The sequence below is a fragment of the Paenibacillus filicis genome (assembly GCF_038070315.1).
Taxonomy (GTDB): Bacteria; Bacillota; Bacilli; order Paenibacillales; family NBRC-103111; genus Paenibacillus_G; species Paenibacillus_G filicis.
In genome coordinates this window covers 23,373-35,948 of record NZ_JBBPCC010000034.1, presented here as the reverse complement: position 1 = coordinate 35,948, position 12,576 = coordinate 23,373, and the positions used below count along the sequence as shown (strand labels likewise).

Below are 12,576 nucleotides of genomic sequence, written 5' to 3'. Positions count from 1 at the left end.
CGTCACAGACCAACGTTCACTATTATATTAAATCGGGAGGAAAAAAGCAAGCAAAAACCTAGTGGTGCGCCTAATTTTTTTTTAACGCCAAAAAACCCTTCATCCATAAGGATGAAGGGCCTTGAAAAGCTATTACTTTTGGATCGATGCAACCGCACCGGCACCAACAGTACGTCCGCCTTCGCGGATAGCGAAGCGAGTACCTTCTTCGATAGCGATTGGCGAGATCAGCTCAACCGTTACGGAGATGTTGTCGCCTGGCATTACCATTTCAGTACCTTCTGGCAGGTTGATGATACCTGTAACGTCAGTTGTACGGAAGTAGAATTGTGGACGGTAGCCTGTGAAAAAAGGCTTGTGACGGCCACCCTCTTCTTTAGTCAGAACGTAGATTTGAGCTGTGAAGTTTGTGTGTGGCTTAACCGAACCCGGTTTCGCGATAACTTGTCCACGCTCGATATCTTTACGCTCTACGCCGCGAAGCAGTGCGCCGATGTTGTCGCCCGCTTGAGCGGAATCGAGCAATTTACGGAACATTTCAACGCCTGTGCAGACACTCTTACGAGTTTCTTCTTGCAGACCGATGATTTCAACTTCGTCGCCGACTTTAACTACACCGCGCTCTACACGACCTGTAGCAACGGTACCACGACCAGTGATCGTGAACACGTCCTCTACTGGCATCAGGAAAGGCTTGTCAGTGTCGCGTTCTGGAGTTGGGATGTAAGTATCGATGTGCTCGAACAGCTCAACGATTTTGTCAGCCCAAGGACCATCTGGGTTTTGCAGAGCTTCACGAGCTGCGCCACGAACGATTGGAGTATCGTCGCCTGGGAACTCGTACTCGTTGAGCAGGTCGCGAACTTCCATTTCAACCAGTTCCAAGAGCTCTTCGTCTTCAACCATATCACATTTGTTCAGGAATACGACGATGTAAGGAACGCCTACTTGACGGGACAGCAGGATGTGCTCGCGAGTTTGCGGCATAGGGCCGTCAGCTGCGGATACAACCAGGATAGCGCCGTCCATTTGAGCTGCGCCGGTGATCATGTTTTTAACATAGTCGGCGTGGCCTGGGCAGTCTACGTGTGCGTAGTGACGGTTAGGAGTTTCGTATTCAACGTGAGCTGTGGAGATCGTGATACCGCGCTCGCGCTCTTCTGGAGCTTTGTCGATTTGGTCGAATGCTACTGCAGCACCGCCGTATTTTTTGGACAGTACAGTTGTGATTGCAGCTGTCAGCGTTGTTTTACCATGGTCAACGTGACCGATTGTGCCGATGTTAACGTGCGGCTTATTGCGTTCAAACTTCGCTTTTCCCATGAGTGGATTGCCTCCTCAGATAATGGAATATATTTTAGGCACCTTTGTTTTTTGCGACGATTTCTTCCGCAATCGACTTAGGTACTTCTTCATAGTGCGAGATTTCCATCGAGTATACGCCGCGACCTTGGGTACGCGAACGCAGTGTCGTGGAATAACCGAACATTTCAGACAAAGGCACCTTAGCACGGATGATTTGCGCGCCGAAGCGTGCATCCATACCTTCGATACGTCCACGGCGGGAGTTCAGGTCACCCATAACATCGCCCATGTACTCTTCAGGAACGGTAACTTCTACTTTCATGATTGGCTCAAGCAATACCGGCTTACACTTCTCGGCTGCTGCCTTGAGTGCCATCGAACCTGCGATCTTAAATGCCATTTCACTGGAGTCAACATCGTGGTACGATCCGTCAACAACGGTTGCTTTGATATCCACAAGCGGGAAGCCTGCGTATACGCCGTTTTTCATGGATTCTTCAATACCCGCTTGGATCGGAGCTACGAATTCCTTAGGAATCGAACCACCGACGATTTTGCTTTCGAACTGGAAGCCAGTTCCTGGCTCAAGCGGCGAGAACTCCACCCAACAATGGCCATACTGACCGCGGCCGCCGGATTGACGAACAAACTTGCCTTCGACTTTTGCAGCTTGCTTGAATGTCTCACGGTAAGCAACCTGTGGTTTACCCACGTTGGTTTCTACCTTGAACTCGCGAAGCATACGGTCTACGATGATCTCCAGATGAAGCTCACCCATACCTGCAATGATCGTTTGGCCTGTTTCTTCATCCGTGTGCGCACGGAAAGTCGGATCTTCTTCGGAAAGCTTGGACAAAGCAATACCCATTTTGTCCTGGTCAGCTTTGGTCTTAGGCTCAACCGCGAGCTGGATAACCGGCTCAGGGAAGTTCATGGACTCAAGGATAACCGGGCTTTTCTCATCAGACAGTGTATCGCCTGTAACGGTATCCTTCAAGCCTACAGCTGCCGCGATATCACCGGAGTAAACATCGCTGATTTCCTGACGGCTGTTCGCATGCATCTGAAGAATACGTCCGATACGCTCGCGCTTGCCTTTCGTTGCATTCAATACGTACGAACCAGCGCTCAACACACCGGAGTATACGCGGAAGAATGTCAAACGTCCAACAAACGGATCTGTCATGATTTTGAAAGCAAGCGCCGAGAATGGCTGATCGTCAGCAGATTTACGAACTACTTCTGTACCGTCTTCAAGCGTACCTTTGATATCTGGTACGTCGATTGGGGATGGAAGATAGTCGATAACGGCATCGAGCATCATCTGAACGCCTTTGTTACGGTAAGACGAACCGCAGATAACCGGGAAGATACTTACAGAACAAACGCCTTTGCGCAGTCCTGCTTTGATTTCCGCAATTGTAAGCTCTTCGCCTTCGAGGTACTTCTCCATGAGGGCTTCGTCGAGTTCTGCAACCTTCTCAACGAGCTCCAGGCGAAGTGCTTCGACCTGTTCTTTCAGATCGTCTGGCACTGGACCTTCTACAGGGTCTTTACCCAGATCGTCTTTATAGACATAGGATTTACGCTCAACCAGATCAACTACGCCGACAAAACCATTCTCTGCGCCGATCGGCAGTTGGATCGCAACTGCGTTAGCACCGAGTTTAGCACGCATCGACTCGATAACTTGCAAGAAGTCTGCGCCGATGATGTCCATTTTGTTTACGTAGGCAATCCGTGGAACGCCATAACGGTCCGCTTGTCTCCAAACGGTCTCCGATTGCGGTTCAACGCCTTCTTTGGCACTGAACACGCCTACTGCTCCGTCCAATACGCGGAGGGAACGTTCAACTTCAACGGTGAAGTCAACGTGCCCCGGGGTGTCGATAATATTGATGCGGTGGTCTTTCCACTGAGCTGTAGTAGCAGCGGACGTGATCGTGATTCCGCGCTCCTGCTCTTGCTCCATCCAGTCCATCGTAGCTCCACCTTCGTGGACCTCACCGATTTTGTGTACACGGCCTGTGTAGAACAAGATACGTTCAGTCGTGGTTGTCTTACCCGCATCAATATGCGCCATGATCCCGATATTACGCGTATCTTTCAAGGAGAACTGTCTAGCCATCAGGTTTTCTCCTTCCTAAACTCGTGGATTATATTCTACCAGCGATAGTGAGCGAACGCTTTGTTGGCTTCAGCCATTTTGTGCGTATCTTCACGCTTCTTAACGGAAGCACCGGTGTTGTTAGCAGCATCCATGATTTCAGCTGCCAATCTTTCTTCCATCGTCTTCTCACCACGAAGACGGGAGTAGTTCACGAGCCAGCGAAGTCCCAATGTCGAACGGCGTTCTGGACGAACTTCGATCGGCACCTGGTAGTTCGCGCCCCCCACACGGCGAGCTTTGACTTCGAGGACAGGCATGATGTTCTTGATGGCTTGTTCGAAAACTTCCATCGGCTCCTTGCCTGTACGCTCTTGAATCAGACCGAATGCATTATACAGAATAGATTGTGCTACTCCTCTTTTACCGTCGATCATAATACGGTTGATCAAACGAGTAACCAATTTGCTGTTATACACCGGATCTGGCAATACGTCTCTGCGAGTAACTGGACCTTTACGAGGCATAGTTATCCCCCTTTCTCAAAAAAATCATGTGATGTGGTTAAGCTGTTCTTACTTCTTCACTTTAGGACGTTTCGTACCGTACTTGGAACGAGATTGTTTACGGTTGTTCACACCTGCAGTATCGAGCGCGCCGCGAACGATGTGATAACGTACCCCTGGAAGGTCTTTAACACGACCTCCGCGGATCAGTACAACGCTGTGCTCTTGCAGGTTGTGTCCGATACCCGGAATATAAGCTGTTACCTCGACACGGTTAGTCAAACGAACACGCGCATACTTACGAAGGGCGGAGTTCGGTTTTTTCGGCGTCATGGTACCTACACGCGTGCAAACGCCGCGTTTTTGAGGGGAGCTGATATCCGTCTGCTCTCTTTTCAAGGCGTTGAAACCTCTTTGAAGAGCCGGGGATTTGGATTTTACAACTTTAGCTTGGCGTCCTTTACGGACGAGCTGGTTAATTGTTGGCATAGTGGCCACCTCCTTCAACAGAATAACTTACATTTTCAAGCCCACAGATCCAGGCGAATCATAAATGAACAAAGGAAACGTCTTTGCCCGGGACTTTTAAGCAATTCCCGAACAAAAACGTCGGCTTATTATTCATTTATTACAGCCGCCATCGCGGCGCCTACTTCGATGCCACACGCTTTACCGAGCATATTCATGGATTCCACGTATGTGAGCTTAACCTCCATCTTCTTGCAGAGGTTAATCATTTTTATCGTAATTCGCGGATCTGCATCTTTTGCTACGAATACTTCAGCGGCTATGCCTTGCTCCACTGTCTTCGTAGCTTGCTTGGTACCGATCGCCAGCTTCGCAGCCTGCTTTACTTTATTGAGATCCAAGTAAATCCCCTCCAAAGTAGAGGTTACGTGGCTTGCAAATTGGCACACTTTGATATAGTAGCATCTTGCTATGACCGTGTCAAGAAGTCCCGACCGTCTTATTTATGAATTTATTATTCACATGTGGACGGCCGGACACCCTTTACTATTCGACGGTTACAGCTTCTGCTTCATCCGTCAATTCATCAATCGGTTCTGCATTCGGATCGGTGATCCGGATGTTGCGGTAACGATTCATCCCCGTACCCGCTGGAATCAGCTTACCGATGATAACATTCTCCTTCAGACCAAGCAATTGGTCCACTTTACCCTTGATCGCCGCATCTGTCAGGACACGAGTTGTCTCCTGGAACGATGCTGCGGACAAGAAGGAGTCGGTCTCCAAGGAAGCCTTGGTGATACCGAGCAATACCGGCTTGGCAACCGCAGGCTCTTCTCCAGCGAACAGAGACACCTTGTTAGCTTCCTCGTACTCGTGGATATCCACAAAGGAGCCTGGCAGCAAGGTCGTATTCCCTGCATCGACGATACGGATCTTGCGCAGCATCTGACGGATCATGACCTCAACGTGTTTGTCGTTGATTTCTACCCCTTGGTTCCGGTAAACGCGCTGAACTTCCTGCAGGATATAGTTCTGCACGCCGCGAATACCCTTGATGCGCAGCATTTCCTTCGGATCGATCGAACCCTCCGTGAGCTCGTCGCCGGCCTCTACAGCCTGATTCGCAGTTACACGAATCCGGGAGCCGTAAGGGACGTTGTAAGTCTTGGACTCAGCTTCGCCTTGAACCTCGATCTCGCGGCGGTCCTTCGCTTCGCGAATTTCCTTCACGACACCGTCGATTTCGGTGATGATCGCTTGCCCCTTCGGATTCCGGGCTTCGAAAAGCTCCTGAATACGCGGCAAACCTTGGGTGATATCGTCTCCGGCAACGCCCCCGGTATGGAACGTACGCATCGTGAGCTGGGTTCCCGGCTCCCCGATGGATTGCGCGGCGATAATACCTACAGCTTCACCGATCTCCACATGCTGGCCAGTAGCCAGGTTACGTCCGTAGCACTTCTTGCAGACGCCATGCTTGGAACGGCAGCTCAGGACGGAACGGATCTGGATACGCTCGACACCTGCGGCAATGATCTGATCGGCAATCGTAGCTTCGATCAGCTCGTTGCGGTTCACCAGCACTTCGCCGGTTTGCGGATGACGGATCGTTTCGAAGGAATAACGTCCTTCGATCCGGTCGTACAGCTCCTCGATGATTTCCTTACCGTCACGAATGGTGCTGACCGTAAAGCCTTTATCCGTACCGCAATCTTCGTCACGGACGATAACGTCTTGGGCAACGTCGACCAGACGGCGCGTCAGGTAACCGGAGTCAGCCGTACGAAGGGCCGTATCCGCCAAACCTTTACGGGCACCGTGCGTCGAGATAAAGTATTCCAAGACCGTCAGGCCTTCGCGGAAGTTCGATTTGATTGGCAACTCCATGATTTTACCCGATGGATTGGCCATCAGACCGCGCATCCCGCCCAGCTGAGTGATCTGCGATTTGTTACCCCGTGCTTTGGATTCCACCATCATGTTGATGGAATTGTATTTATCGAGGGACTTCATCAGGATTTCCGTGATTTCGTCCTTCGCTTTGCTCCAGATCGCGATAACGCGGTCATAGCGCTCGTCGTCGGTAATCAGACCACGGCGGTACTGGTTCGTAACCACTTTGACCTTCTCATCGGACTGTGCCAGGATTTCGTCCTTCTCCGAAGGAACCGTAACGTCGGCAACCGCGATCGTAATCCCGGCGCGCGTAGAGTACGTAAATCCGAGCTGTTTGATGTTGTCCAGGATCACGGATGTTTGCGTCGTATGGTAGCGACGGAAGCATTCCGCGATAATCGTACCGAGATAATCCTTACCTACAGCCTTCGTCTCAGGCAGCTCTTCCATCTTGGCACGGATGTCTCCACCCTTGTCGAAGACGAAATACGCATCCGATACGCCACCCAGCAGGTTCGCTTTGGTCGCTTCGTTGATGAACGGGAAGTCCTTCGGATAAATCTCGTTGAAGATGATTTTACCGACCGTCGTGACCAGCATCGCTTCCTGCTGTTCCGGAGTAAAGCTCGTTTTGCCGAGCGCTTTGGCCGGAATAGCCACACGGGCATGCAGGGAAGCATCGCCGCGATGATACATCGATACGGCTTCCGCTACCGTGCGGATGATGGTGTACGAGCCTTTGGACTCTTTGTTCTCCGTCGTCAGATAGAAGCTTCCCAGCACCATATCCTGCGAAGGTGTAACGACCGGCTTGCCATCCTTAGGGTTCAGGATGTTACCGGACGCCAGCATCAGCACGCGGGCTTCAGCTTGAGCTTCAGCAGACAGCGGTACGTGAACGGCCATCTGGTCACCGTCGAAGTCGGCGTTATAAGCCGTACATACGAGCGGATGAAGCTTGATAGCGCGGCCTTCGACCAAGATCGGTTCGAATGCCTGAATACCGAGACGGTGAAGCGTAGGGGCACGGTTCAACAGAACCGGATGCTCCTTGATGACTTCTTCCAATACGTCCCACACTTCCGGGCTGACGCGTTCAACTTTGCGTTTAGCGCTCTTGATGTTATGGGCAAGTCCTTTATTCACAAGCTCCTTCATGACGAAAGGCTTGAACAATTCGAGAGCCATTTCCTTCGGCAGACCGCATTGGTACATCTTCAGGCTAGGCCCTACGACGATAACGGAACGACCGGAATAGTCAACCCGTTTACCTAGCAAGTTCTGACGGAAACGTCCTTGCTTCCCTTTCAGCATGTGGCTGAGGGATTTGAGCGGACGGTTACCCGGTCCTGTGACCGGACGGCCGCGGCGGCCGTTGTCGATCAATGCATCGACGGCTTCCTGCAGCATCCGCTTCTCATTCTGCACGATAATGTCCGGCGCTCCAAGATCAAGCAGACGCTTCAAGCGGTTGTTCCGGTTGATAACCCGGCGGTACAGATCGTTCAGGTCAGACGTTGCGAAACGTCCGCCGTCCAGCTGTACCATCGGACGAAGCTCCGGCGGAATGACCGGCAGCACATCAAGTACCATCCAGCCTGGCAGGTTCTTCGAGTTCCGGAAAGCTTCCATGACTTCAAGGCGCTTGATCGCACGGTTACGGCGTTGGCCTTGTGCCGTACGGAGCTCTTCCTTCAGCATGTCGACTTCCTTCTCAATATCGATATCCGAGAGCAGTTTCTTCACCGCTTCGGCACCCATACCAGCCTGGAACGCATAGCCGTATTTCTCGCGGTAGCTGCGGTATTCCTTCTCGGAGAGCAACTGTTTCTTCTCCAGCGGCGTATCACCTGGATCGGTTACTACGTAAGAAGCGAAGTAAATGATCTCTTCCAGCGAACGCGGCGACATGTCGAGGGCCAGACCCATACGGCTCGGAATACCCTTGAAATACCAGATGTGCGACACGGGAGCCGCGAGCTCGATATGGCCCATCCGTTCGCGGCGTACCTTCTGGCGGGTAACTTCTACGCCGCAGCGATCGCACACGACGCCTTTATAACGGACGCGTTTATATTTACCGCAGTGACATTCCCAATCCTTGGTCGGCCCGAAAATTTTCTCGCAGAACAAGCCTTCCTTCTCCGGCTTTAACGTTCTGTAGTTGATCGTCTCCGGTTTCTTTACTTCGCCTCTAGACCACGAACGGATTTTCTCCGGGGAAGCCAATCCGATTTTCATGAACTCAAAATTGTTGACGTCGATCAAGGAGCAACCCTCCTCCAACTATTGTCTCTCATCAAATCCTATCGGAACACCTGCAAGCTCGAAAATACGGCCTTAGGCGCCCTGCGGCGCCTAAAACACGCGTCTATGGCAGCAGTTTACTCTACGCCCATCTCTGCGCCTTCTAAATTCAAGTTCAGCTTGTCGCTGGTTACTTCGTCTTCGTCGTCCATTTCTCTCATCTCGATCTCTTGCTCATCTCCAGAGAGAATCTTCACGTCCATACCCAAGCTCTGAAGCTCTTTAATCAGAACCTTGAAGGATTCAGGAACGCCCGGCTCCGGTACGTTCTCGCCCTTCACGATGGATTCATACGTCTTGACACGACCGACCACATCATCGGACTTCACGGTCAAGATTTCTTGAAGCGTATAGGCAGCGCCATAAGCCTCAAGCGCCCATACTTCCATCTCCCCGAAGCGCTGGCCGCCGAACTGGGCTTTACCGCCGAGTGGCTGCTGCGTAACGAGCGAGTATGGCCCCGTAGAACGGGCATGGATCTTATCGTCAACCATGTGCGCCAGTTTGATCATATACATAACGCCGACCGTAACTTCGCGTTCGAACGAATCGCCCGTCCGGCCATCGTACAGCATCGTCTTACCGTTGCGCTGCATGCCGGCTTCTTCCATCGCATCGAACACGTCGTACTCACGCGCTCCGTCGAATACCGGAGAGGCGGTGTGAATGCCGAGGAAACGTGCGGCCATACCCAAGTGAACCTCGAGCACCTGACCGATGTTCATCCGCGACGGAACGCCGAGCGGGTTCAGAACGACTTCGACCGGCGTACCATCCGGCATGAACGGCATGTCCTCTTCCGGCAGAATCCGGGCAACGACACCCTTGTTACCGTGACGTCCCGCCATTTTATCGCCCTCGGAAATTTTCCGTTTCTGGGCAATATAGACACGAACGAGCTGATTTACACCAGGAGGCAGCTCATCGCCGTTCTCACGGGTAAATACTTTAACATCAACGACGATTCCGTCCGTACCATGCGGAACCCGCAGGGACGTATCGCGAACTTCACGCGCCTTCTCACCGAAGATCGCATGCAGCAAGCGTTCTTCCGCTGTCAGCTCCGTAACGCCCTTAGGCGTAACTTTACCGACCAGGATATCGCCGGCAGCAATCTCAGCACCGACACGAATGATGCCGCGCTCATCGAGATTTTTCAACGCATCTTCCCCGACGTTCGGGATATCACGCGTAATTTCTTCCGGTCCGAGCTTCGTATCGCGGGCTTCAGATTCGTATTCCTCGATATGGATCGAGGTATATACATCTTCCTTCACCAGACGCTCACTTAGCAGGATCGCATCCTCATAGTTGTAGCCTTCCCAAGTCATAAAGGCTACGACGACGTTACGGCCCAGTGCCAGCTCGCCTTGCTCGGTCGAAGGACCGTCAGCGAGAATGTCACCAACACGTACCAGCTCGCCTTTGTGACAAATCGGACGCTGATTGATGCACGTCCCTTGGTTGGAACGCAGGAATTTATGCAGCTTATGCTTCACGATATCGCCGTTAACCAGGCGGCCATCGACCGTCTCTTGTTTACGGACCCAGATCTCGTTGGCAGATACTTTCTCAACAATACCGTTAACCTTAGCAACGATACATACGCCGGAATCTTTCGCCGACTTATGCTCCATTCCCGTACCGACCAGCGGAGCCTTAGGAATCAAGAGCGGCACCGCTTGCCGCTGCATGTTTGATCCCATGAGCGCACGGTTGGAGTCATCGTTCTCGAGGAACGGAATCAGCGCTGTTGCGACAGACACGACTTGCTTCGGAGATACGTCCATGTAATCGACGCGCTCTTTGGCAATCCGAAGGTTATCATCCTTATAACGGACGATGACCGTATCGTTAGCGAACAAGCCTTCCTCAGTCAACTCCGCATTCGCCTGAGCGACTACGTAGTTATCTTCCTCATCGGCGGTCAGATAAGAAATTTCATCGGTGACAATTTCCGTATTCGGGTCAACCCGGCGGTAAGGAGCTTCGATAAATCCGAACTCGTTCACGCGCGCGAATGTCGACAAGGAGTTGATCAAACCAATGTTCGGACCTTCGGGAGTCTCGATCGGACACATCCGCCCATAGTGGGAGTGATGCACGTCACGAACTTCGAAGCCTGCGCGCTCACGCGTCAAACCGCCGGGTCCGAGTGCGGACAGACGACGTTTATGCGTAAGCTCGGCCAGCGGGTTCGTCTGGTCCATAAACTGGGACAGCTGGGAGCTACCGAAGAACTCTTTGATCGAAGCGATAACCGGACGAATGTTGATCAGCTGCTGAGGCGTAATCGTGTTGACATCCTGGATGGACATCCGTTCACGAACTACACGCTCCATCCGGGAAAGACCGATACGGAACTGGTTCTGCAGCAATTCGCCTACCGAACGCAGACGACGGTTGCCCAAGTGGTCAATGTCGTCCGTGCTTCCGATACCATGAAGCAGATCGATGAAATAGTTGATGGAAGCGATAATGTCAGCCGGTGTAATGTGCTTAACGTTTTTCTCAATCTTGCCGTTAGCAATAACCTTAACGACTTTACCTTCTTCGATCGGCGAGTACACATGGATGCACTGCAGCGGAATATGCTCGTTCTCCATGACGCCATTGGCAATATTATATTCTTTGAATCCAACGCTATCTTCGAGATATGGCAGAATCGTATCCAGGAGGCGGCGGTCAATCACTTGACCTGCTTCTGCGATAATCTCACCGGTGTTGCTATCAGCGAGCGTTTCAGCCAGACGTTGGTTGAACAGACGGTTTTTAATATGAAGCTTCTTGTTGATTTTATACCGTCCCACGTTAGCGAGATCATACCGCTTCGGATCGAAGAAGCGAGCAACGAGCAAGCTTCTTGCATTGTCCAAAGTCGGCGGCTCACCTGGACGGAGGCGCTCGTAGATTTCAATCAGAGCCTTGTCCGTCGAATCGGTGTTATCCTTATCGAGCGTGTTACGGATGTATTCATCATCGCCGAGCAGTTCGATGATCTCCGCATCTGTGCCGAAACCAAGAGCACGAAGCAGAACGGTAACCGGAATTTTACGGGTACGGTCGATACGCACATAGATAATGTCCTTCGCGTCCGTCTCCAGCTCCAGCCATGCACCACGGTTCGGAATCACCGTTGCGGTGTATGTCTTTTTACCGTTTTTATCAACCTTGGTACTGAAATATACGCTAGGGGATCGAACCAGCTGGCTGACGATTACCCGTTCAGCGCCGTTAATAATGAAGGTCCCCGTTTCGGTCATGAGTGGGAAATCCCCCATGAACACTTCTTGCTCCTTGACTTCTCCGGTTTCCTTATTGATCAATCGCACCTTCACACGAAGCGGTGCTGCGTAGGTTACATCGCGCTCCTTGGATTCGTCTACCGAATACTTAGGTTCTCCGAGAGAATAGTCGATAAATTCCAACACCAAATTCCCCGTAAAATCCTGAATCGGGGAAATATCCTGAAACATTTCGCGCAATCCCTCATCCAAAAACCATTGGTACGATTTTTGTTGGATCTCAATCAGATTCGGAACTTCCAAAACCTCATGAATCCGAGCGTACGACCTGCGTTTACGTCGACCTAATTGAACAAGATGACCCGCCAACTTAGATTCACCCCTCATGTTTGTTCATATAGAACAAAATAAAAGCCTCTCTGGAAGCCTTCTCGACTAAAAATCTCGCGAAGTCAAACTTCTTTTAGAAGCTTCTAATCCTGATGCAAGATAATAGACACTTGTCGTGCATATTTACCATATTTTTCTTCATACCCTGTAGGGTTTACGTAAAATCTAAACATTATACGTCAAATGTTCAAACTTTATTCAACCCGGTACAAAAAAACCTTGACATTTTAGTCAACTAAAGAGAAATGCCCCAATTATAAGGCTGACATTTTATAATAATAACACATTGAAACTTGCAAGTCAACATTTTTCCATCTAGGCTAACGTATCAAATCACACATTCCGGGAA

At 51.2% G+C, this 12,576-nt stretch carries 7 protein-coding genes; all 7 read right to left on the bottom strand.

The genetic code is table 11. From position 1 onward, the window contains the following. Nucleotides 1-132 precede the first annotated feature (132 nt). The 7 genes from tuf to rpoB all read right to left on the bottom strand — a co-directional run bounded on the left by tuf (nucleotide 133) and on the right by rpoB (nucleotide 12,206). Nucleotides 133-1,323 (bottom strand): elongation factor Tu, encoded by a 1,191-nt coding sequence (tuf, locus tag WMW72_RS32950; protein ID WP_341419833.1) that lies wholly within the window; start codon nucleotides 1,321-1,323, stop codon nucleotides 133-135. A gap of 34 nt (nucleotides 1,324-1,357) precedes the next feature. After that, nucleotides 1,358-3,433 carry an elongation factor G gene (fusA, locus tag WMW72_RS32945; protein ID WP_341419832.1) on the bottom strand — a complete coding sequence of 692 codons (2,076 nt, stop codon included), beginning with the start codon at nucleotides 3,431-3,433 and terminating at the stop codon, nucleotides 1,358-1,360. A gap of 35 nt (nucleotides 3,434-3,468) precedes the next feature. Further along, nucleotides 3,469-3,939 (bottom strand): 30S ribosomal protein S7, encoded by a 471-nt coding sequence (gene rpsG / locus WMW72_RS32940; protein WP_072338031.1) that lies wholly within the window; start codon nucleotides 3,937-3,939, stop codon nucleotides 3,469-3,471. 48 nt (nucleotides 3,940-3,987) lie between these two features. Continuing rightward, nucleotides 3,988-4,407 carry a 30S ribosomal protein S12 gene (gene rpsL, locus WMW72_RS32935; RefSeq protein ID WP_341419831.1) on the bottom strand — a complete coding sequence of 140 codons (420 nt, stop codon included), beginning with the start codon at nucleotides 4,405-4,407 and terminating at the stop codon, nucleotides 3,988-3,990. A gap of 128 nt (nucleotides 4,408-4,535) precedes the next feature. Further along, the gene (locus tag WMW72_RS32930) at nucleotides 4,536-4,787 is read right to left on the bottom strand and encodes a ribosomal L7Ae/L30e/S12e/Gadd45 family protein (RefSeq protein WP_341419830.1); all 252 of its coding nucleotides are present in this window, start codon (nucleotides 4,785-4,787) and stop codon (nucleotides 4,536-4,538) included. Between the two features lie 145 nt (nucleotides 4,788-4,932). Beyond that, nucleotides 4,933-8,553: a DNA-directed RNA polymerase subunit beta' gene (rpoC, locus tag WMW72_RS32925; RefSeq protein ID WP_341419829.1), complete on the bottom strand. Its 3,621-nt coding sequence runs from the start codon at nucleotides 8,551-8,553 to the stop codon at nucleotides 4,933-4,935. 116 nt (nucleotides 8,554-8,669) lie between these two features. Next, nucleotides 8,670-12,206, bottom strand: a complete 3,537-nt coding sequence (gene rpoB, locus WMW72_RS32920; protein WP_341419868.1) for a DNA-directed RNA polymerase subunit beta — start codon at nucleotides 12,204-12,206, stop codon at nucleotides 8,670-8,672. Nucleotides 12,207-12,576: the final 370 nt, after the last annotated feature.